The organism is Pseudonocardia sp. N23 (assembly GCF_002583555.1).
Classification (GTDB): domain Bacteria; phylum Actinomycetota; class Actinomycetes; order Mycobacteriales; family Pseudonocardiaceae; genus Pseudonocardia.
In genome coordinates this window covers 55,586-75,987 of the sequence record NZ_BEGX01000011.1, presented here as the reverse complement: position 1 = coordinate 75,987, position 20,402 = coordinate 55,586, and the positions used below count along the sequence as shown (strand labels likewise).

Annotated in this window: 18 protein-coding genes; 8 read left to right on the top strand and 10 right to left on the bottom strand. The window is 72.1% G+C overall.

What is annotated here, in order from left to right; all coding sequences use genetic code 11:
* Nucleotides 1-621: 621 nt before the first annotated feature.
* From TOK_RS05570 to TOK_RS05560, 3 genes are all read right to left on the bottom strand, one after another.
* Nucleotides 622-1,296 carry a trans-aconitate 2-methyltransferase gene (locus tag TOK_RS05570; protein WP_098956712.1) on the bottom strand — a complete coding sequence of 225 codons (675 nt, stop codon included), beginning with the start codon at nucleotides 1,294-1,296 and terminating at the stop codon, nucleotides 622-624.
* Between the two features lie 66 nt (nucleotides 1,297-1,362).
* The gene (locus tag TOK_RS05565) at nucleotides 1,363-2,226 is read right to left on the bottom strand and encodes an HNH endonuclease signature motif containing protein (protein ID WP_172457425.1); all 864 of its coding nucleotides are present in this window, start codon (nucleotides 2,224-2,226) and stop codon (nucleotides 1,363-1,365) included.
* Between the two features lie 248 nt (nucleotides 2,227-2,474).
* The gene (locus TOK_RS05560; protein WP_098956719.1) at nucleotides 2,475-3,413 is read right to left on the bottom strand and encodes a TIGR03619 family F420-dependent LLM class oxidoreductase; all 939 of its coding nucleotides are present in this window, start codon (nucleotides 3,411-3,413) and stop codon (nucleotides 2,475-2,477) included.
* A gap of 145 nt (nucleotides 3,414-3,558) precedes the next feature.
* On the opposite strand from TOK_RS05560, the gene TOK_RS05555 reads away from it, so the two are divergent.
* Nucleotides 3,559-4,578 carry an LLM class flavin-dependent oxidoreductase gene (locus TOK_RS05555; RefSeq protein ID WP_098956710.1) on the top strand — a complete coding sequence of 340 codons (1,020 nt, stop codon included), beginning with the start codon at nucleotides 3,559-3,561 and terminating at the stop codon, nucleotides 4,576-4,578.
* Nucleotides 4,579-4,585: 7 nt separating this feature from the next.
* On the opposite strand, the gene TOK_RS05550 is transcribed toward TOK_RS05555, so the two are convergent.
* A complete protein-coding gene (locus TOK_RS05550) occupies nucleotides 4,586-5,071 on the bottom strand; it encodes a carboxymuconolactone decarboxylase family protein (RefSeq protein ID WP_098956718.1) in 486 nt (161 codons plus the stop codon).
* Between the two features lie 141 nt (nucleotides 5,072-5,212).
* On the opposite strand from TOK_RS05550, the gene TOK_RS05545 reads away from it, so the two are divergent.
* Nucleotides 5,213-6,094: an RNA polymerase sigma-70 factor gene (locus TOK_RS05545; RefSeq protein WP_216361863.1), complete on the top strand. Its 882-nt coding sequence runs from the start codon at nucleotides 5,213-5,215 to the stop codon at nucleotides 6,092-6,094.
* A gap of 7 nt (nucleotides 6,095-6,101) precedes the next feature.
* Here TOK_RS05545 and TOK_RS05540 read toward each other — a convergent pair whose 3' ends face one another.
* The 4 genes from TOK_RS05540 to TOK_RS05525 all read right to left on the bottom strand — a co-directional run bounded on the left by TOK_RS05540 (nucleotide 6,102) and on the right by TOK_RS05525 (nucleotide 10,690).
* Nucleotides 6,102-6,845, bottom strand: coding sequence for a GntR family transcriptional regulator (locus TOK_RS05540; protein ID WP_098956708.1), 744 nt, complete (start codon nucleotides 6,843-6,845; stop codon nucleotides 6,102-6,104).
* Nucleotides 6,846-6,921: 76 nt separating this feature from the next.
* Nucleotides 6,922-8,433 (bottom strand): amidase, encoded by a 1,512-nt coding sequence (locus tag TOK_RS05535; RefSeq protein ID WP_098956707.1) that lies wholly within the window; start codon nucleotides 8,431-8,433, stop codon nucleotides 6,922-6,924.
* Nucleotides 8,397-9,506, bottom strand: a complete 1,110-nt coding sequence (locus tag TOK_RS05530; protein ID WP_098956706.1) for a pyridoxal phosphate-dependent aminotransferase — start codon at nucleotides 9,504-9,506, stop codon at nucleotides 8,397-8,399. Before TOK_RS05530 ends, TOK_RS05535 begins: the two co-directional genes overlap by 37 nt.
* On the bottom strand, nucleotides 9,503-10,690 hold the full coding sequence (locus TOK_RS05525) for a M20 family metallopeptidase (protein WP_098956705.1): 1,188 nt from the start codon (nucleotides 10,688-10,690) through the stop codon (nucleotides 9,503-9,505). The genes TOK_RS05530 and TOK_RS05525 overlap by 4 nt, the downstream gene beginning before the upstream one ends.
* 235 nt (nucleotides 10,691-10,925) lie before the next feature.
* Here TOK_RS05525 and TOK_RS05520 point away from each other — a divergent pair, with 235 nt between their 5' ends.
* The 4 genes from TOK_RS05520 to TOK_RS05505 are packed head-to-tail and all read left to right on the top strand — an operon-like array spanning nucleotide 10,926 to nucleotide 15,659.
* Complete coding sequence (locus TOK_RS05520; RefSeq protein ID WP_172457424.1) at nucleotides 10,926-11,948, top strand: BMP family protein; 1,023 nt, start codon at nucleotides 10,926-10,928, stop codon at nucleotides 11,946-11,948.
* On the top strand, nucleotides 11,945-13,498 hold the full coding sequence (locus TOK_RS05515; protein ID WP_216361862.1) for an ABC transporter ATP-binding protein: 1,554 nt from the start codon (nucleotides 11,945-11,947) through the stop codon (nucleotides 13,496-13,498). The genes TOK_RS05520 and TOK_RS05515 overlap by 4 nt, the downstream gene beginning before the upstream one ends.
* Nucleotides 13,495-14,580: an ABC transporter permease gene (locus TOK_RS05510; protein WP_098956703.1), complete on the top strand. Its 1,086-nt coding sequence runs from the start codon at nucleotides 13,495-13,497 to the stop codon at nucleotides 14,578-14,580. The genes TOK_RS05515 and TOK_RS05510 overlap by 4 nt, the downstream gene beginning before the upstream one ends.
* Nucleotides 14,577-15,659 carry an ABC transporter permease gene (locus tag TOK_RS05505; RefSeq protein ID WP_172457423.1) on the top strand — a complete coding sequence of 361 codons (1,083 nt, stop codon included), beginning with the start codon at nucleotides 14,577-14,579 and terminating at the stop codon, nucleotides 15,657-15,659. The genes TOK_RS05510 and TOK_RS05505 overlap by 4 nt, the downstream gene beginning before the upstream one ends.
* 57 nt (nucleotides 15,660-15,716) lie before the next feature.
* On the opposite strand, the gene TOK_RS05500 is transcribed toward TOK_RS05505, so the two are convergent.
* Together TOK_RS05500 and TOK_RS05495 are read right to left on the bottom strand one after the other, a co-directional pair.
* Complete coding sequence (locus TOK_RS05500; protein ID WP_098956701.1) at nucleotides 15,717-16,718, bottom strand: LLM class flavin-dependent oxidoreductase; 1,002 nt, start codon at nucleotides 16,716-16,718, stop codon at nucleotides 15,717-15,719.
* 31 nt (nucleotides 16,719-16,749) lie between these two features.
* Entirely contained in the window at nucleotides 16,750-18,165 is a 1,416-nt protein-coding gene (locus TOK_RS05495; RefSeq protein WP_098956700.1) for an amidohydrolase family protein, read from the bottom strand.
* Nucleotides 18,166-18,421: 256 nt separating this feature from the next.
* On the opposite strand from TOK_RS05495, the gene TOK_RS05490 reads away from it, so the two are divergent.
* Together TOK_RS05490 and TOK_RS05485 are read left to right on the top strand one after the other, a co-directional pair.
* Entirely contained in the window at nucleotides 18,422-19,936 is a 1,515-nt protein-coding gene (locus TOK_RS05490; protein WP_098956699.1) for a CoA-acylating methylmalonate-semialdehyde dehydrogenase, read from the top strand.
* A 37-nt stretch (nucleotides 19,937-19,973) separates the two neighbouring features.
* Entirely contained in the window at nucleotides 19,974-20,300 is a 327-nt protein-coding gene (locus tag TOK_RS05485; protein ID WP_098956698.1) for a DUF1905 domain-containing protein, read from the top strand.
* The last annotated feature ends 102 nt before the right edge of the window (nucleotides 20,301-20,402 follow it).

Here is a 20,402-nt window from a genome sequence, read left to right as displayed (position 1 = left end):
GGCACAACGGCAAACAAGACCGACCTCCGAGAGAAGTCGATCTTGTTTCGCAGGGTTACTGGTTCGAGTCCAGTCGGAGGAGCTTCTCCCCAGCTCAGAGGCCTAGCCCGAGCCGGAATCGCGATCAGTCGATTTCCCTCCGTATCCGCGGGCCTCACCAGGTGTCGCCGCCCCGTCAATGGGGGGCGGTTGCGTGCGGGTCGATGGCCTGCAGACCGTAGGGGCGGAAGCGGACTGATCAACGCCGCCGTCCCCCGCCGACGACCCTGGGGTGCGACAGCATTCTTGGGAACGGCGCGTGGGTTCTGGGCTCGCGCGCGAGCTGCGGGTCGTGCGGGGACCGGCAAACTTGCGCGCTGATCCGAGAGTTCACGCCTGGACCGGTCGCGGCTGCACCCTCGTACGGGTGCTGCACCGGTTGCTGGGGGTGCGTCACCAGGGCAAGGGGTGCGGGCGCCCGCGTCGACCGTCGGCGTTTCGGGGAGGGTGGGAGCTGCCGCGACGACGCGTGACAGTCGTCGGCGTCGAGGTCTACCCGCGCAGGGGGCTGCTCTGTCCCCACAAGCCTCGGAGCCTGCGTCCGGGGCTCGGCCACGCGAGAGCGGGCGCATCCCTCCGTGATCAGGCGGAGCCGCCCGACTGTGCGACGAGGACCACGCCCGGAAGGAGCCGGCCGTCGGCGGGGATCCGGAGCTCGGCGGTGGGCCGAAGCGCGGCCTGCTCGATCATCCCGACGAGCTGTTCCGGCTGCCACAGGTGCGTCGTCCACTGCACCGGGACGCCGCCGTACGCCTCGGTGCGCGGGACGTCGCCGTCGCCGACGTGCATCCCGATGATCAGCTGACCGCTGGGCACCAGCGCTCTGCCGAGCGAGGCGATCACGTCCGGCAGCACGTTCCGCGGCAGGTTGAACAGTGACCACCAGGCCAGCACCCCGCCGAGGGACGCCTCGGCGAGGTCGAGCCCGGTCGCGGATGCGACGTCGAAGGTGCATTCCGGGTGGAGCCGGCGCGCGTGCTCGATCATGCGGGGTGAGAGGTCCACGCCCGAGACGTCGAGGCCGCGTTCGGCGAGGTAGGCGGTCACCGTTCCGGGGCCGCAGCCGACGTCGAGCACTGGGCCCAGGCCGCGGACCGCGTCGGCGAACACGTCGATCGCGGCGCGATGCCACGGCTGGAGGCGGATGTCCCCGAGCGCTGTCGCCGCGATCAGGTCGACGTAGTTGTCGGCGACGCGGTCGTAGGAGTCGCGGACGACGTCGAGGTCGGCGGGCTGCGCGATCGGGCGCGCGCTCACGGCCGTGACACCAGGGCAGATCGGCTCACAGAATCAGTGAACCAGCCGGCACCGACATTTTCCGGCCTACGCTCGTGTGGTGAGCGACCACACCGGACGGGACACCTCGTCGCCCCGAGCCGCAGCAATCCGCGAGGTGCTCAACGGGTGGGACTTCCTCGGCACCGTGCGCGAGGGAATCCTCTGATCGCCCGTCGGCTGGACCGAGGTGCGCGCGCCGACGAGCTGCACGCGCTCCTCGCGCAGGAGCTGACCGGGCGCTTCGCGCTCAGCGGCTCGCCCAGCGCGGGACCGCGTCGTCGACAGCCTCCTCCGCTTGCCCGGGTAGCGGTCGTCCCGACGAGCACGGCCGCACGTCGGTCCACCCCCCGCGGGGTGCCGTGGCGGATCGAGGGTCGTGAGCTGGACGACGGTGGGTGCTCGGCTGTGTGGCCGGCGGCCGTGGTCGATCCAGCGGGATGGGATGAACTCAGGGATCCCGTTGCGCAGGCGCACGTCCCGGCCGGCGTGGTGGAGGAGGCGGTGGCAGGCGCGGCACAGCATCGTGCAGGTGCCGATCGAGGTCGGGCCGCCCGGTTCCGACGGGATGAGGTGGTGGATGTCGCACCAGGACGGTGGTCGTGCGCAGCGGGCGCAGCCGCGGTCGGGGACGTCGCCGTGGTCGAGGACGTGGGCGCAGGCGTCGGGAAGGCTTCGGCCTGGCGTTGTGGAGCAGGTCGTCGTCGGCGGACCGTGGGTGGAGTGGGTGTCGACGACGGTGGCGATCGCGTCGTAGAGGGTGGGGTCGTCGAGTCCGATGCGGCCGACCGCCTGCTCCGCGAGCAGGAGCCGGAGGCGGGCATCGGTCGGTTCCCAGCCGAGGAGGTCGGCCAGGGCGGTGACGGTGTTGCGGTAGCCGCGGTCGGTGAACACCCACTCGGCCCGGTGCACGCGGGGACCGCTGCCGCGGCCGCGTGCGCCTACACGCGGACGAGGCTCCGAGACCGCGACCTCGGGCGTCGGTTCGTGGCGTGCACGCCGCTGTCCGGACGCCGCGAGGTGGGCGCTGGGGCCGCTGCGTCGACGCGGGTCGGGCCCTCGAGAGGGGATCGGCGAGCCTTCGCGGACGATCGGCGCCGTCGAGACACGGACCGCGTCGGTGAGATCGACGGTCGACCGGCGGATCGACATCGGGCGGACTACGTCGTCGACCTCTGCGCGGGCGCGAACACGTCCAGCACCTGCTCCGCGTAGGCCACGGAGACTGCGGGATCGGCGTCGGGGGAGCCGACCCGGGGCGCGAGGTTGAGGTCGAGGAACACCTCGGTCGCGCCGTGGGCGTGCAGGGCGCGCAGGTCGTCGACGATCTGCTCCCGCGTGCCCTGCAGCGGCCGCCGCGACGGGGGCCGGTCGTCGACGAGATCGACGACGCCCCGCACCACGATCCGGACCGCCGACGGGTCGCGCCCGGCCTCGCGGGCACCGTCGCGGACTAGGTCGGCGCAGGCCCCGATCCGGGAGAGGTCCTGGTGGCTGCTGCCGATCCAGCCCTGGGCGAGCCGGCCGGCGCGGCGCAGCGCCGGCGCGGCGGTGCCGCCGAGCAGGACCGGTGGGTGCGGGCGCTGCACGGGGCGGGGCGCCACGTGCGAGCTGGGCACCGTGTAGAACTCGCCGTCGAACTCGACGGGGTCCTGGGTCCACAACGCCGTGAGGCAGCGCAGGTACTCGTCCATCCGCGCGCCGCGCCGGGTGAAGGGCACCCCGGCCGCGGCGTACTCCTGTCGCATCCACCCGATCCCGAGACCGACGCTGAGCCGGCCCCGGGACACCACGTCGAGCGACGCCATCGTCTTCGCGAGCACGACGGGCGGGGTGAACGGGGCGCAGACCGTCGCGGTCCCCAGCCCGATCCGGCCGGTGTGCCCGGCGACGTAGGCGAGCGCGACGGCCGAGTCGTGCACCGACCGGTGGGCCTCGCCCTGGCCGGCGCCGACCGGGTCCAGGAGTCGCTGGAAGGTCCACAGCGACGCGTACCCGAGCTCCTCGGCGAGGCAGGCGATGTGGCGCATCGTGTCCGGCGTCGCCCAGCTGCCCGAGACGGGCAACCCGAAGCCGAGCAGCGGCAGATCACCCGTCATGCACCAGAACTCTTCCACGCCGGAACGCCGGAACGCCGGAACGCCGGAACGCCGGAACGCCGGAACGCCGGACGGCCGGATCGCCGTGACCCCGGCCCGGCGCTGCGGCAGGAATGCCGGCGCCGCGTCCGCAGTTGGTTGAGAGGTGAAGAAGATTGGCTTCCTGTCCTTCGGGCACTGGTCCGACTCGCGGCACTCGATGGTGCGGTCGGCGTCGGATGCCCTGCTGCAGTCCATCGAGCTCGCGGTCGCGGCCGAGGAGGCCGGTGCCGACGGCGCCTACTACCGCGTGCACCATTTCGCGCAGCAGCTCGCGTCGCCGTTCCCGCTGCTCTCGGCCGCGGCGGCGAAGACCACCCGCATCGAGCTGGGTACCGGCGTGATCGACATGCGCTACGAGAACCCTCTGTACATGGCCGAGGACGCCGGCGCCGCCGATCTCATCTCCGGCGGACGCCTGCAGCTCGGCATCAGCCGCGGGTCGCCCGAGCAGGTCATCGAGGGCTACCGGTACTTCGGGCACGTCCCGCCCGAGGGGACGACCGAGGCCGACATGGCCCGCGAGCACACCCGCGCGTTCCTCGACGTGCTCGGCGGCAACGGCTTCGCCCGGCCCAACCCCCGCCCGATGTTCCCCAACCCGCCCGGTCTGCTGCGCCTCGAACCGCACTCGCCCGGGCTGCGCGACCGTATCTGGTGGGGCGCCGGCTCGCGCGCGACCGCCGAGTGGACCGCCGAGCAGGGCATGAACCTCATGAGCTCGACGCTGCTCACCGAGGACACGGGCGTCCCCTTCCACCAGCTCCAGGCCGAGCAGATCCAGCGCTTCCGCGACGCCTGGTCCGCGGCCGGGCACACCCGTGAGCCTCGGGTGTCGGTGAGCCGCAGCATCTTCCCGATCGTCAACGACCTCGACAGGCAGCTGTTCTGGCAGCAGCGCGGCAGCACCGACGAGGTCGGGTGGATCGACGGCGGCAACGCCCGCTTCGGCCGGACCTACGCCGGCGAGCCGGACAAGCTCGTGGCGGAGCTGGCCGAGGACGAGGCGATCGCCGCCGCCGACACGCTGCTGCTGACCGTGCCCAACCAGCTCGGCGTCGACTACAACGCGCACGTCATCGAGAGCGTGCTGACCCACCTGGCGCCGGAGCTGGGCTGGCGCTGACCCCGGGTCAGCCCACCATCGCCGCGAACATCCCCGGCCGGTAGGACCCGGCCGGGGTCCGCGCGATGACGTTCATCCGGTTCGCCGCGTTGACCAGCGCCAGCAGGCAGACGAGCGCGGCGGCCTGGTCGTCGTCGTAGTGCTCGCGGACCCGCGCCCACGTCCCGTCCGACACGCCCTCGTGCGCGTCGGCGAGCCGGGTGCCCTCCTCGGCGAACGCCAGCGCGGCGCGCTCGGCCTCGGTGAACACGGTGGCCTCCCGCCAGGCGGCGACCATGTTCAGCCGTTCCTGGGTCTCGCCCGCCGCGGCGGCGTCCTTGGTGTGCATGTCGGTGCAGAAGCCGCAGCCGTTGATCTGGCTGGCGCGCAACGACACCAGCTCCTGCGTCCCGGCCGGCAGCGCCGACCGGTGGATCACCATCGCGGCGTTCGCGAAGCGCTTGCCGAACGTGGCCGCGAGGTCGTTGCCGAACAGGTCGAGACGGGCGTCCATGATCTGGTCCTCCACTCGTGGAACTCGGTGACGAACACCAGATGCCGCCCGGCCGGCGCCCGTGACAACGCCTCGGTGTGACGGGTACCACTGTCACAGGGGCCCCGGACCCGGCGTCTCATGGGGATGGGAGGAGACACCATGCCCGACGTCGCGACCGCATCGTTCGTCGCACACCGGAACCTGCTGTTCACGGTCGCCTACGAGATGCTCGGCTCCGCCGCCGACGCCGAGGACGTCCTGCAGGAGACCTGGCTGCGGTGGGCGACCGTCGACCTCGCCGAGGTCCGCGACCGGCGCGCCTACCTCGTCCGCATCACGACCCGGCAGGCCCTGACCCGGCTGCGGACCCTCGGCAGGCGCAAGGAGTCCTACGTGGGGGAGTGGTTGCCGGAGCCGCTGCTGACCACCCCTGACGTCGCCGACGACGTCGAGCTCGCCGACAGCGTCTCCATGGCGATGCTGCTCGTGCTCGAGACGCTCGCCCCGACCGAACGCGCCGTGTTCGTGCTGCGCGACGTGTTCGACGTCGGCTACGACGAGATCGCCGAGGCTGTCGACAAGAGCCCCGCCGCGGTGCGGCAGATCGCCCACCGCGCTCGCGCGCACGTCGCGGCCCGCCGCCCCCGCGGCGTCGTCACCCAGGACGAGAGCCGCGGTGCCCTCGACGCCTTCCGGCGTGCCGTCGAGACGGGGGACCTGCAGGGCCTGCTCGACGTCCTGGCCCCCGACGTCGTCCTCGTCGGCGACGGCGGGGGGATCAAGCAGGCGGTGCTGCGGCCCGTCGTCGGCGCCGAGAAGGTCGGCAGGCTGCTGGCGACGGGCTGGGCCCGTGTCCCGGGTGCGCTCTCGCTCGAACCGGTGCAGGTCAACGGCTACCCCGCGCTCGTGCTGCGCATCGACGGCGAGCTCGACGGGGTCGTCGCCCTGCGCATCGACGACGGCCGCGTCACCGGCCTCTACGCCGTCCGCAACCCGGAGAAGCTCTCGCACATGGACCGGGCGACCACACTGAGCCGCTGAGCGGGAGTCAGGCCGGAGAGATGCGCGTCAGCTGCTCGGGCAGGGCGTTGATCAGGTCGGCGAAGACGCTGCGGATGTGCTCGCGGCAGGCGGCCTCGGCGGCGCCCGGGTCGCGTTTGGTGATGGCGGTGACGATCTCCTCGTGCTGGCGCACCGACGCGTCGAGCCGGCCGGGCACGCCGACGGTCAGGTTGCCGAGGCGTTCGAGATGCAGGTCGAGCTCGACGAGCAGCCCGCCGATCCGGTGCCCGGCGGCCTGCCGGTAGAGGATGCGGTCGAACTCGTCGAACAGGCCGGGGATGTCGTCGGTCGCGCCCTGGTCGAGCAGGGCACGGCTGCGCCGGACGTTGGCGCGCAGGTCCGTCTCGTCGGAGTCGTTGATCTGCATGGCGGCACGTCGCGCGCAGAACCCTTCGAGGAGCTCGCGCAGCTCGTAGATCTCGCGGATGTCGCTGTGGGAGTAGCCGCGGACGATCGCTCCCCGGTAGGGCGCGACCGTGACGAGCCCTTCCTTCTCCAGGCGCACGATGGCCTCCCGGATCGGGGTCTTGCTGACGCCCATCTGCTCGGCGAGCTGGCGTTCGCGCAGCTGGCGGCCGGGTTCGAGCTCGAGCTCGACGATCGCGCGGACGAGCCGGCGGTAGACGACCTCCTTGATCTGCAGATGGCTGTCCACGGAGGTGTCGAGCGGTGCGAGCCGCAGCCCGGTCGACCCGGTCGGGGTCGGGGGCTCGATTGCTGGCCTGGGCATATGTGCTCGTTCCTTCGCTCCGGCACGACGAGTGCCGCCACCACCTGCTGCGACGGCGGCCGTCTGTTCCTGGGTACTACCTTGCACGCACTGTTCCGGCCGATCCTGCCGGGATGTCGTCGAACGGTCCGGCGACGCTCCGGAGGTTCGTGTGGGCCAGGACGTCCTGCGCCCGGCAGGCGTAGCCGAGGACCCGGTCGTCGTGTGCCCACGGCCCGACGACCTGCACGCCGACCGGCATGGTGGGCCCGCCCAGACCGCACGGCACGGTGACGGCGGGTTGCCCGGTGATGTTGAACGGGTACGTGTACGGCGTCCAGGTGATCCAGGGCAGCGGTGCGTCGGCCTCGCCGCCGGGCGGGACCTCGGCGTCGGCGTCGAACGCCGTCAACGGCATCGTCGGCATGACGAGGAGGTCCCATTCGTCGAGGAGCCGCGCCATCGTGGCGTTGAACTCCCGGCGTGCGGTGAGGGCGGCGTAGTAGTCGGCGAGGGAGTACTCCTGCGCGAGCGGCCCGAGCCGGACGAGCCCCGGGTCCATGTCGGCTGCGTGCGTGCGGGCGAGGTCGCGGAAGCCGAGGCCCCGGCCTGTGACCCACAACGCCTCGAACACGCTGCGCGGCAGTGCGGCGGGCAGTGCGACCTCGTGGTGGTCGGCGAGCCCGGACGCGACGAGGGAGTCGAGCGCGGGGTACGCGACGCTCGCGACGTCAGCGGCCGGCTCGATGCCGAACGGGCTGCGCACGATCCCGACGCGCAGCCGTCGCCCGCCGTCGCCCGCGGGTGGCCGCGACCAGTACGACTGCGGGTCGCGGGCGTCGGGACCCCGGGTGAGGGCGAGGACCGCCGCCGCGTCGCGGACGTCGCGGGTGATGGGACCGGCGTGCGACAGGTTCTCGTTGACCGTTCCCGGCCAGACGGGGATGGCGCCCAGCGTCGGCTTGAGGCCGACGACGCCGCAGAACGCCGCCGGGATGCGGACGGACCCGCCCGCGTCGGTCCCGGTCGCGATGGGCACGGCGCCGCTGCCGACGGTGGCGCCCGAGCCGGCGCTCGATCCGCCGGAGTTGCGGGCCGGGTCCCACGGGTTGCGGGTGATGCCGGTGCGTGGCGAGATCCCGGTGCCCTTCCAGCCGAACTCGGGTGTCGTCGTGCGCCCGATGACGACCGTCCCCGCCTCCAGCAGCCGCCCGACCATCGGTGAGGACGCCGTCGCGGGGGTGTCCGGGCTGGTACGTGACCCCTTCCCGGCGGGCAGGCCCTCTTCGAGCATGTTGTCCTTCACCGCGATCGGCACGCCGTGCAGGACGCTGCGGACGGTCCCGGCGCGCACCTCCGCCTCCCGCTCGACGGCCGCGGCGCGGGCCCGTTCGGGCAGCAGCGCGGCGTAGGCGTTGATCGCGGGTTCGGCCGCCGACGCCAGGTGCAGGGCGAGCTCCGCCAGGTGTACCGGGGAGAGCTCACCCGCGGCGACGCGCCTGCCCAGGTCGAGCCCGCTCTCGGCGCGGTACTCGTCGGGCGTGAGCTCGGTGAGCCGGGGGGAGCCGACCATCAGCGCGTCCCCGCCGGCGTCGACAGCGCGGACCACGCCACGGCGAACCGCTCCGCCCACTCCTCGGGGACGGAGGTGCTGACCTTGACGAAGCGTTCGCCGAAGCGTGGCGACTGGTAGGTGCCCGGCCGGATGAAGACGTCGCGTTCGAGCATCGCGGCGCACAGGTCGTCGGCGGTCCAGCCGCTGTCGGCGATGTCGACGGCCACGAAGTTCCCGTGCGAGGGCCACACGACGAGCCGGCCGAGGCCGCTGCGGTCCACCGCAGCGCGCACCGACTCCTGGTTGCGCTGGTTGGTCCCGCGCACCCGTGTGAGCCACGCGTCCTTCACCGTGAGCCCGGCGATCGCGGCCCGCTGGGCCGAGATGTTGGCGCCCAACGGGTTCGAGGGCACCGCGGTGAGCCGTCCCAGCAGCTCGGGCACCGCGACGACAGCCCCGAGCCGTAGCCCGGCGAGCCCGAGCCATTTGGAGAAGGAGTAGGTGGTGAGCGTGCCCTCGGGGTAGAGCTCGGCCGCGAGGGTGTGTCCGGTGGCGAAGTGGCGGTAGGTGCAGTCGTGGACGACGAGCGACCCGGTCTCGCGGGCGAGGTCGGTGATGGCGGCGAGCTCGGCGCGCTCGTAGCGGCTGCCCAGCGGGTTGAGCGGGTCGATCAGGTAGATCAGGGAGCGCGGCTCGATCACCGCGGCGATCTGTGCCGCGGTGATCCGGTAGCCCTGCTCGGCCGAGTACAGGTCCAGTGCCGTCGACGGCACCCCCTCCAGCCCGGCGAACCGTGCGGGCCAGGGCCAGCCCGGGTCAGTGGTGATCACCCGGGAGATGGAGCCGGCCAGGCCGGTGCAGATGTGGTGCAGCCCGCCGACGGCGCCGTCGGTGACCCAGGCGTCGGCACCGGTGAGACCGAGGTCGTCGACGATCAGCGTGCGCAGCTGCTCGAAGCCGAGCGCCGGGGCGTAGAGCTGGAACTCGCGGCGCCGGGTGCTCTCCTCCAGCGCGGCGACGACCTCAGCCGGGGGCTCGAGGTGCGTGGTGTTCTGGCCCATCCACGCCAGGTCGTCGCGGGCGAGGAGGTGTTCGAACGAGGGCGCCGAGGTCGCGGAGGCGCTCATCCCAGCAGGGCCAGGGTCGAGAACGCGGTGTAGACGCGGGTCGCCTCGATGATGTCGTCGACGGACAGGTTCTCGTTGGGGCAGTACACAGGCTCGCCACCCGGTCCGAAGATCACGGTCGGGATGCGGTCGCCGAAGCTCGCGGTGTCGCCGAGCCACCCCGCGGCCTTGAGTGGCGGCTCGCTGCCGCGCACGTGGCGCACGGCGTCGACCATCGTCTGCACGACCAGGCTCTGCGGGTCGGCGACGTAGGGCGCCTTGACGTCGGCGAGCTCGACGGCGGCCTTGAACCGGGGGTCGGCCCCGCGGACGGCGTCGAGGCAGCGGTCGACCTCGGCACGCACGGTCTCGACGCTGACCCCGGGCTGGGGCCGGCAGTCGACGCGGATGACGCACTCGTCGGGGATCATCGACGGACCGCCCGGCGGCAGCCCGCCGTAGACGCGGCCCGGCGCCATGAAGGTCTCGTCGCCGAACAGGTCGCGCACCCACGGCTGCAGCTCGGGGGTCAGCCGGGAGGCGTCGAGTTCGAGGATCGCCTTGGCCGCCAGCATGTTCGCGTTGACGGCGATGGGCTTGTGGCAGGTGTGGGCGGACAGTCCCTGGGCGGTGACGTCGAAGTAGTAGCGGCCGCGGTGGCCGAGGTAGATCTCGTTGTCGGACAGCTCGCCCAGCACACACAGGTCAGCGCTGTACTCGTCGAAGTAGCGGATCGAGCCGATCTGGTCGCCCATGTGGTCGCTGACGCCGGCGAAGGCGAGGCGGCCCGCGACGGGGACGCCCGAGGCGCGCACGGCCTCGGCCGCGACGAGCTGGCAGACCAGCGCCGCCTTCATGTCCATGATCCCGTGGCCGTAGACGTGGCCGTCGATGAGCTCACCGCTGAACGGCTCGGTGACGGTCCAGCCGATCGAGGCGGGCTTCGTGTCGAGGTGACCTGTGAGGACGACGCGTGGGCCGGCGCCGAAGTCGAGCTCGCCGATGGCGTTGGGGCGGTCGGGCAGCACGTCCTGCAGCCGCACGTCGGAGAAGTCCGAGTCGTTCATGACGTCGACCAGGTACTTCGCGAACGCGAGTTCGTCGCCGAGGACGCTGGGGATGCGGCACACCTCCTGCACCAGGGACAGCACCCGGGCCTCGTCGATGCTCTCGAGGGCCTTGGCAACCGCGACTGACTTCTCCATTGCACCCCTACTCGAATTTGAGATCTCAAATCTCAGACCCTGGGGGTCACCTTGTCAAGGGCCCAGTTCTCCGAAGGTAGCCACCCTGAGCTGAGCGAATGTTGCGCGGCGGTTACACCACCCCTGATGTCTTGACGACCCGATGCGACCTCCGACACGATCCTCCAACCAAGAATGCGATCTCAAGATCTCAGCCGCCCCCGGCTGGGCTCGATCGCAGGTTGAGGAGAACCTGATGATCCGATCGGCCACTCGGCTGGCACGGCGCGGTGTGCTCGCTCTCCCCGTCGTCGTCACGGTCCTGGCACTCAGCGCGTGCTCGGGAGGCGGGACCGACAGCGGCACCGCGGCACCGGGCGCGTCGACCGCACCCACGAAGGTCGGTGTCGTCCTCGCCGGGCCGCGCAACGACAAGGCCTTCTACCAGTCCTACCTGGACGGGGTGCAGGCCGTCGCCACCAAGGAGGGCATGACGGTGTCGGTCGTCGACAACGTCAGCTCCCCTCAGGCCGCGATCGACGCGCTGACCAACCTCGCAGCCGACAACCAGCTGATCATCGCGGGTGGCAGCTCGCTCGTGTCGGCGGGCAACACCGTCGCGCCCCAGTTCCCCGACGTCACGTTCGTGATGTCCGGCGTGGTGCAGACGGGCGTCGCCAACCTGCACACCTACGCCACGAAGCAGGGCGTCCCCGCCTACGTCGCGGGCGTCGTCGCCGCGCAGGAGAGCGCCTCCGGCTCGATCGGCTACGTCGGCGGCACCGACATCCCGCCGAACTCGCAGTCGTCCATCGACTTCGCGGCCGGGGCGAAGTCGGTGAAGCCCGACATCAAGGTCGCGTCGGTGACGGTCGGCTCGCTGAGCGACGCGGCCAAGGCCAAGGAGGCGACGTCCGCCCAGATCGCGAACGGTGCCGACGTCATCTACGCCTTCCAGGACGCGGGCCTGCCCGGCGTGCTGGACGCGGTCAAGGAGTCGGGCAAGACGGTCAAGGTCTTCAACCCGACGACCGACCGCTGCGACGAGTCGCCCGCCCTGATCGGCTACGCGTTCCAGGACACTCGCGTGATGGTCGGACACATCCTCGAGGACTACAAGGCGGGCAAGCTGCCCACCCAGCCGCGCTTCTACGCCCTCGACGACCCGTCGGTGCAGGCGCTCAAGCTCTGCCCGGGCAACGACAAGTACCAGGCGGTCGTCACCGACACCACGAGCAAGATCAACTCTGGGGCGATCACCATGCCCCAGGGCGGGTGACGGTGTCGGCCGACATCCCGGGCGGTTCCCCGACCGACAGCGCCGTCGCGGCGGCGCTGTCGGTCCGGGGCGTGACCAAGACCTACGGCGCTCTCGTCGCGAACGACGAGGTGGACCTCGACGTCCGCCCCGGGGAGATCCTCGCCCTGCTGGGCGAGAACGGCGCCGGTAAGTCGACGCTGGTCAAGGTCCTGTCCGGGCTGGTACGGGCCGACGCCGGCGAGGTCGTCGTGGGCGGGGAGACGTTGCCTCCCGGCGATCCGGAGGCCGCGCGGGCGGCCGGGGTGGGTGTCGTGCACCAGCACTTCATGCTCGTCCCCGACATGACCGCGACGGAGAACGTCGCGCTCGCGCAGGGCTCGCGCGCAGGCCGGCGGTTCGACTCCGCGGGCACCCGTGCCCGGCTGCTCGAGCTGAGCGAGCGGCACGGGATGCCGGTGCGCCCGGACATCCCGGTCGAGCTGCTGCCGGTGGGGGAACGGCAGCGGATCGAGATCCTCAAGTGCCTGCTCGGCGACGCCAGGGTGCTCCTGCTCGACGAGCCGAGCGCGGTGCTCTCACCGGTCGAGTGGGAGCGCCTCGCCGTGGTCCTGGAGGAGCTCGCGGCGCAGGGGCTGGCCGTCGTGCTCATCACCCACAAGCTGGGCGAGATCGCCGCCGTCGCGGACCGCTGCACGGTCATGCGCGGGGGGAAGGTCGTCTCCACCGTCCGGGTCGGGGACACCGCGCCCGAGGAGCTGGCCCGGATGATGGTCGGCCGCGACGTGGTGCTGCGGACCGAACGGCCCGTCGTCGCGGCGGGGCCCGTCGTCCTCGAGGCCGCCGGCCTCACACTGGCCGGTTACCGCGGGGACCGCGACCTCGGCCCCGTCGACCTCACCGTGCGCGGGGGCGAGGTCCTCGGCGTCGCCGGTGTGGAGGGCAACGGGCAGAGCGAGCTCGCCGACCTCCTCGCCGGGGTTCGCGCGCCCACCGCCGGGACGGTGCTCGTCACCGCCCCGGGCGGCGGGCCGGGGCGCACCGGCGTGATCGCCGAGGACCGCCAGGCCGACGGGCTGGCGCTGCCGCTGTCGGTGACGGACAACCTCATGATGCGGGTCATCGGCGACGAGGCGTTCAGCCGCCACGGGGTGCTGCGCAAGGGCCGGATCCGGCGCCACTGCAGCGAGCGCGTCGAGCGCTTCGGCGTGCGCACCTCGGGTCTGGAGACGCCCGTGGAGAGCCTCTCGGGCGGGAACCAGCAGAAGATCGTGCTGGCCCGCGAGCTGTACGGGGAGCCGGACCTCCTGGTCGCCGCACAGCCGACGCGCGGGCTCGACGTCGGCGCCATCGAGTTCGTCCACGCCCAGATCAACGCGCACAAGACCGCCGGCGGCGCGACCGTGCTGTTCTCCGCCGAGCTCGACGAGATCTTCGCGCTGTCCGACCGGATCGCCGTGATGTCGGGTGGCCGCGTCGTCGCCGTCCTCGATGCCGACGACGCGACCCGCGACCGTGTCGGAGAGCTGATGACCGCGGTCAACGGCGCCGGGGAGGAGGTGGTCGCATGAACCGGCAGGCGCTGCGTGGACTGCTGGTGAGCGTGCTCGCCGTCGTCCTCGCCCTGGCCGCGTCGCTGGCGGTCATCGCGCTCACGGGAGCACCCGTCGGCAAGGCCGCCGCGGCGATGTGGGACGGCGTCTTCGGCAGCCCGGCCCAGTTCGGGGCGACGCTGACGAAGTTCGTGCCGCTCGTGCTCGCCGCGATCGGCTGGGTCATCGCGTCGCGGGCGGGCAGGCTCAACGTCGGTCTCGAAGGCCAGATCCTGGCCGGCGGGACGACCGCGGCCGTCGTCGGGCTGTACCTCACCGGCCTGCCGACGGTGCTGCACCTGACGATCGCGGTGCTCGCCGGTGCGGTGGGCGGGGCACTGCTCGGCGGGGTCGCCGCGTGGCTGTGGGCTCGTCGCGGGGTCAACGACTTCATCGCGACGTTGCTGCTCACGCTGATCATGACCCAGGTCGTGTCGTGGCTGGCCAATGGCCCGATGGAGGAGCCGACCGGGACGCTCGGACAGAGCGCGTCCGTCGCCGACTCCGCACGCTGGCCCGTGCTGCTGCCGCGGACGACGCTGCGGGCCGACATCATCCTGGTGATCATCCTGGTGCTGGTGGCGGCGTACGTGCTGCGCCGGACCGTGGTCGGGTACCGGTTGCGGCTGACCGGGGCGAACGAGTCGGCGGCCCGCGCCACCGGCACCCGCACCACGCTCGTCGGGGTCGCCGCGCTGTGCGCGTCGGCGGCCGTCGCCGGCGTCGCCGGGTCGTCGCTCGTCCTTGCCGCGCCCGCCGCCAACCTGGCTCCGGGGTTCTCCGCCGGCTACGGGTTCGACGGCATCGTCGTCGCGCTGCTCGCCCGCAACTCGCCGCTCGGGTGCATCCCGGCGGCGCTGCTGCTCGCCGCGCTACGGCAGGGCGGCGGTCTGCTCGAGGCCCGCGTCGGGATCTCATCGGGCCTGGTGACCGCCACCCAGGCCGTGGTGATCCTGCTGGTCACGGGCACCGCCTGGTACGCCGACCGGCGTCGCTCCCGGTCGCGGCCACCCGGAGCCGCCGATGTCGCGGCACCCGTCGCGGAAGGGGCCCGCTCGTGAACCCGTTCGACATCGCGCTGTTCGCGGCGGCGATCCGGCTGTCGGTGCCGCTGCTGCTCGCCGCACTCGGCGAGCTGATCTCCGAACGCGGCGGCGTGATCAACATCGGCCTCGAGGGGATGATGCTCTTCGGCGCCTACGCCGCGTTCATCACGGCCTGGGCCACCGGGAGCGTGAGTCTCGGGCTGGCCGCGGGGATCGCGCTCGGCCTGCTGGCCGCGTCGATCATGGCTTTCGTGTCGGTGACGCTGCGCGGCGACCAGATCGTTGTCGGCGTCGCACTGAACCTCCTGGCCGCGGGTGTGACGATGTTCCTCTACCGCCTGCAGTTCCAGGGGACCCAGCCGACGACGGTCCGCATGGAGCCCTACGCGGTGCCGCTGCTGTCGGACATCCCGGGCATCGGCCCGGTCCTGTTCGACCAGCTGCCGCTGGTCTACGTCGCCTACGTCCTCGGGCCGATCGTGGCCTACCTGCTCTTCCGGACCCGCGGCGGACTGCGCGTGCGGTCCGCGGGGGAGAAGCCCGAGGTGCTCGACTCGACCGGCGTGAACGTCGTGCGCGTCCAGTGGAGCGGCGTGCTCGCCGCGGGGGGCCTGGCCGGGCTGGCCGGGGCGTTCCTGTCGGTCGGGCAGGTCGGGCTGTTCGCCGAGAACATGACGGCTGGACGCGGGTTCCTCGCGCTCGCAGCCGTCGTCTTCGGGCAGTGGCGGCCCTACGGCGTCGTCGCGGCGTGCCTCGTCTTCGGCTTCACCGACGCGCTGCAGCTGCGGCTGCAGTCGATGGGCGAGCTTCCGCGCGAGGTCTGGATCGCGCTCGTCGTCATCGGGGTGGTCGTCGCCGCGGCCGGTGTGTGGCGCGCCCGGTCGTCCGGGTCGCCGCTGCGCTGGGTGCTGCTCGCGGCCGTCCTCTGCGTCGTCGCGGGAGGTCTCGGTGCCGCGATGCTGCCGAGCTTCGTGCTGCCGTCGCAGTTCTGGCTGAGCCTGCCCTACGTGCTCAGCCTGGTCGCGCTGGCGGTGGCGGGCCGGGGTGTCCGCGCCCCGGCGATGGTCGGGCGGCCGCTCCCGTCACGCGGCTGATCCCACAAATGACGAAGGCCCCGCAGCCGCCCGGCCGCGGGGCCTTCGTCGCGTCGGTCAGATGTGCCCTTCCTCCCGCAGGCACTCGCCGAACGCCGTGATCGTCGCCAGCCGGCTCGTCGCGTCGCCGCCGATCGGGAAGACCGCCATGCTGTCGATGCCGAGCTTGTCGAGCGTGCGGATGTGCTCGCGGGTGGCGGCGCGGTTGCCCGACAACGACATCCGCCGGACGAAGTCGTCGGGCAGCAGCTCGGCCGCCTTCGCCGCCTCCTGGAACTCCCCGCCCGCGTACTGCGCACGGACCTGCTCGACGAGCTCGGGAGACAGGCCCGCGAGCCCGCAGTACACCGGCGCCGTCATCGGGAACCAGGCCGCGATGGTGCGCCCCGCCGCGAGGGCGACGTCCTCGTCCTCGTCGATCGCGCCGTAGGCGAACACGGTGACCGCGGGCCGGCTCGACCGCCCGGCCATGTCGACGCCCCGGTCGATGTGCTCGAGGGCGTAGCTGAGCCCGTCGGGGTGCAGCCCGGCCAGCAGGATGACGCCGTCGGCGACCCGCCCGGCCAGCTCCAGGGTCTTCGGGCCGCTCGCCGAGACGTACACCGGGATGTCGGCGCGGGTGGGGAAACGCAGGTGGGCGTCGTCGAGGGTGAACCCGCGGGCCGCCATGTCGACGTGCTCACCGGTCCACAGCCGCCGGGCCGCGACGATCGAGTCCTCCAGCAGGGCGAGCTTCGCCGGTTTGAGTCCCAGCGCGTCGAGCGGCCGGTCACCCGCACCGATCCCGTAGACGGCGCGGCCAGCGGAGATCTCGTCGATCGTCGAGACGGCGACGGCGGCGAGCGCGGGATGGCGCGTCACCGGGTTGGTGACGGCCGTACCGAGGCGCAGCCGCTGCGAGTTGACCGCGGCGAGCGTGAGGTAGGACCAGCAGTAACGGGAGTGCAGTGAGGAGTCGGTGAGCCAGAGGTCGGCGATGCCGGCCTGCTCCACGTGCTGGACCATCGAGACGAACTCGTCCGGTGCGTAGACCGGTTGGAGGGCGACGCCGCCGTACATGGCTTCGAGCCTTTCGGGTCGGGGAGCGGGCTCAGACGACCGGCCAGGCCGGCGAGGGGTCGATGCCGATCTTCTTCAGGATGCGACGGTCGGTCGCCTCGACCTCCTCGCGCAGCGCGCCCTCGTCGAAGATCGTGCTCTTCTTGTTCTCCAGCACGACCTTCCCGCCGATGAGGACGGTGTCGACGGAGTGGCCGGTGACGCCGTAGGCGAGGTTGGCGATCGGGTTGTGCAGCGGGCGCCAGTCGTAGTCGTTCGTGTCGAAGACGACGAGGTCGGCCTGCTTGCCGGCCTCCAGCGAGCCGGTGACGTCGTCGAAGCGCAGCGCCTTCGCGCCGCCGAGGGTGCCCAGCTCGACCGCGGTCTCGGCGCTGACCGCACCCGGGTCCTCACGGGCGTCGCGGGGGAGCAGCGCCGCGAGGTAGATGGCCCGGCAGATGTCCTGGTGGTTGGAGCAGTTCTCGGCGTCGGTGCCCAGTCCCATCGGGACGCCGGCGGCGATGAGCTCGGGCCACTTGCTGTGCTGTGTCGTGCCCTTGGCGAGCTTGAGCGCGGTGCTCGGGTTCCACGAGACGGTGGCGCCGCTGTCGGCGATCGCGGCGACGTCCTCGTCGTCGAGGCTGGTGACGTGGTTGAGCAGGGTGTACTCGTTGAGCGCCTTGATCGTCGCGGTGTGCCTGACGGGCCGCTCGCCGAACACCCGCAGCTCCAGCTCGACCTCACGCTCGCTGGTCGACTTGTGCTGCACGGCAAGGGTCCGCGACTCCTCGGCGAGCCGGGCCGCGGCGACGGTGAGCTCGTCGGAGCACGTGGTGACGCCCTCGACGCACACCGCAGGCCGGATCCGGTCGTTGCCGAAGGCCTGGACGGTCTCGAGGCCCTCCTCCAGCCGGCGGATCGCCGCGGCGGTGTCGAGGCGCAGCCAGTCCGGCAGGCCGTCGTCGCCGCCGGAGCCGCGCTGGTCCCAGGTCCACAACCCGATGCGGGCGCGGATCCCGGACTCGGCTATCGCCGGGAGCACAGCGTCGATGTGGTTGCAGCCGGGCTCCTCGAACAGCGTCGTGCCGTTGCTGATCATCTCCGCGGTGGCGTGCCGGGCGTAGACGTACATGTCCTCGGGCTCCAGCGAGGAGAACGAGGGATAGATGAAGCGCCGCAACGACTGCAGCGTCGTGCCCCCCTCCGGCATGGCGCCCTTGGCGCAGCACAGGAGATGGCGGTGACCGTTGGCCATGCCGGGCATCACGACGGCGTCGGGCCGGTCGATCCGCCGGGCGGGGGTGAACTCGCGGTCGAGGTCGGCCGCCTTTCCGACCGCGACGATGGTGTCCCCGGTGACGGCGACCCCACCGTCGCGCAGGATCCGGCGTTCGGCGTCGACCGTGATCACCCAGGCGGCCGTGACCAGGAGGTCGCAGGGGCGAGCAGGCGCGGCGGGGTCGGTCATGCGGTCTCCCTCGGCGTCGAGACTTTGAGATCGCAAACCTGACCCACTGGCCGACCTGCTGTCAAGGGTTCACTGATTGTTGGTCGCCGGGCGCGCACCCCATCGCAGCAGGTGAACCTGTTACCAGTGAGTTACAGCAGCTCAGTAGGTCCTTGTCGGCTCGGTCGGTGCGGCGGTTCCGACGTGGAACCTAGATGAGATCTTGAGATCTCATCTACGATCGTCTGGTTCCCGTCCCGAGCAAGGAGACCCGCGTATGAGCGTCACGAGCACCGTGTCCCCGACGGCACTGCACCACTGGGCGGGCGGGACCCTGCTCGACGGTACGTCCGGCCGCTTCGCCGACGTCACCGACCCGGCGACGGGCGAGACGACGGCGCGGGTGCCGCTCGCCTCCGCGGAGGACGCGGCCAGGGTCGTCGACGCGGCGGTCACCGCCTTCCCCGCGTGGCGCGACGCCTCGCTGGCCCGTCGGACGAAGGTCCTGTTCGCGTTCCGGGCGCTCCTCGACGCCCGCGCGGACGAGCTCGCCGCGATCATCACCGCCGAACACGGCAAGGTCCTCGCCGACGCTGCCGGCGAGGTGGCGCGCGGCCTCGAGGTCGTCGAGTTCGCCTGCGGCATGCCCCACCTGCTCAAGGGCTCCGCGACCCAGAACGCCTCCACCTCCGTCGACGTCGCCTCGATCCGCCAGCCCCTCGGTGTCGTCGCGATCATCTCGCCGTTCAACTTCCCGGCGATGGTCCCCATGTGGTTCTTCCCGATCGCGATCGCGGCGGGCAACGCGGTCGTGCTCAAGCCGTCGGAGAAGGTCCCCGGCGCCGCGCTCTGGCTCGCCCGGCTGTGGCAGGAGGCAGGGCTCCCCGACGGGGTGTTCAACGTCCTCAACGGCGACAAGGAGGCTGTCGACGCGCTGCTCACCAGTCCCGACGTCGCCGCCGTCTCGTTCGTCGGGTCGACGCCCGTCGCGCGCTACGTCCACCGCACGGCGACCGAGCACGGCAAGCGCGTCCAGGCGCTCGGCGGGGCCAAGAACCACATGGTCGTGCTGCCCGACGCCGACCTCGACCTCGCCGCCGACCAGGCCGTCAACGCCGGGTTCGGCTCTGCCGGCGAGCGCTGCATGGCCATCTCCGCGGTGGTGGCCGTCGGTGACATCGGTGACCGGCTCGTCGAGGCCATCGCCGACCGGGCGCGTGCGTTGCGCACCGGTGACGGGCGCCGCGACACCGACATGGGCCCGCTCGTCACCCGCGCCGCACTCGACCGCGTCACGGGCTACGTCGAGGCGGGCCGGCGGGCCGGCGCCACGCTGGTCCTCGACGGCAGGTCCGCCCGGTTCGACGCCGACGGCGCCGGGTTCTTCGTCGGCCCCACGCTGTTCGACCACGTCACCACCGACATGCCGATCTACACCGACGAGATCTTCGGCCCGGTCCTGTCGGTGCTGCGCGTGGGCACCTACGACGAGGCGCTCGCGCTGGTCAACCGCAACCCCTACGGCAACGGGACCGCGATCTTCACCCACGACGGCGGCGCCGCCCGGCGCTTCCAGAACGAGGTCGAGGTCGGGATGGTCGGCATCAACGTGCCGGTCCCGGTGCCGATGGCCTACTACTCGTTCGGCGGCTGGAAGAACTCGCTCTTCGGCGACACCCACGCCCACGGCACCGACGGCGTGCACTTCTACACGCGGACCAAGGTCGTGACGACGCGCTGGCCCGACCCCTCGCACCGGGGTGTCGACCTGGGGTTCCCGCGCAACGCCTGACGGTGCGGACCCGCCTCGGGTCGCTACCGTCCTCGGTGTGGATGTCCGGTTCGAGGCCGAGGTGTTCGTGTGGCGGGGACCCGCCCCGTTCCACTGGATCACGATCCCGGACGACGGCTGCGACCTCGTGCGCGCCGAGGCGGCGCAGTCGTCGTACGGGTGGGACGCGGTCCCGGTGCGGGTGCGGATCGGCGCCACCGAGTGGGAGACCTCCCTGCTGCCGCGCGACCGCGGATACGTCCTGCCGGTCAAGGACGCGGTCCGCAGGGCCGAGGGCGTCGAGCGCGGGGTGACCGTCTGCGTCGAGCTGAGCGTCGCGCCACGGGGCGGCCGGCAGGCCGACAGGACCGGCCCCACCTTCTGAGGTGCCCGGCGTGTGATGTGCCCGGGGGCACCATCAACGGTGTCGATGACTGTCAGAAGCAACAGTGCTTTCCGGTGTGCCGCACATCACCGCTAGCGTCGG

Coding starts and splice junctions, on each gene's coding strand:
- TOK_RS05540 (WP_098956708.1), bottom strand. CDS start 6,845: ATGCCCAGGCCAGCAATCGAGCCCCCGACCCCGACCGGGTCGACCGGG.
- TOK_RS05550 (WP_098956718.1), bottom strand. CDS start 5,071: ATGGACGCCCGTCTCGACCTGTTCGGCAACGACCTCGCGGCCACGTTC.
- TOK_RS05530 (WP_098956706.1), bottom strand. CDS start 9,506: ATGAGCGCCTCCGCGACCTCGGCGCCCTCGTTCGAACACCTCCTCGCC.
- TOK_RS05560 (WP_098956719.1), bottom strand. CDS start 3,413: ATGACGGGTGATCTGCCGCTGCTCGGCTTCGGGTTGCCCGTCTCGGGC.
- TOK_RS05525 (WP_098956705.1), bottom strand. CDS start 10,690: ATGGAGAAGTCAGTCGCGGTTGCCAAGGCCCTCGAGAGCATCGACGAG.
- TOK_RS05510 (WP_098956703.1), top strand. CDS start 13,495: ATGAACCGGCAGGCGCTGCGTGGACTGCTGGTGAGCGTGCTCGCCGTC.
- TOK_RS05520 (WP_172457424.1), top strand. CDS start 10,926: ATGATCCGATCGGCCACTCGGCTGGCACGGCGCGGTGTGCTCGCTCTC.
- TOK_RS05495 (WP_098956700.1), bottom strand. CDS start 18,165: ATGACCGACCCCGCCGCGCCTGCTCGCCCCTGCGACCTCCTGGTCACG.
- TOK_RS05500 (WP_098956701.1), bottom strand. CDS start 16,718: ATGTACGGCGGCGTCGCCCTCCAACCGGTCTACGCACCGGACGAGTTC.
- TOK_RS05490 (WP_098956699.1), top strand. CDS start 18,422: ATGAGCGTCACGAGCACCGTGTCCCCGACGGCACTGCACCACTGGGCG.
- TOK_RS05545 (WP_216361863.1), top strand. CDS start 5,213: ATGCCCGACGTCGCGACCGCATCGTTCGTCGCACACCGGAACCTGCTG.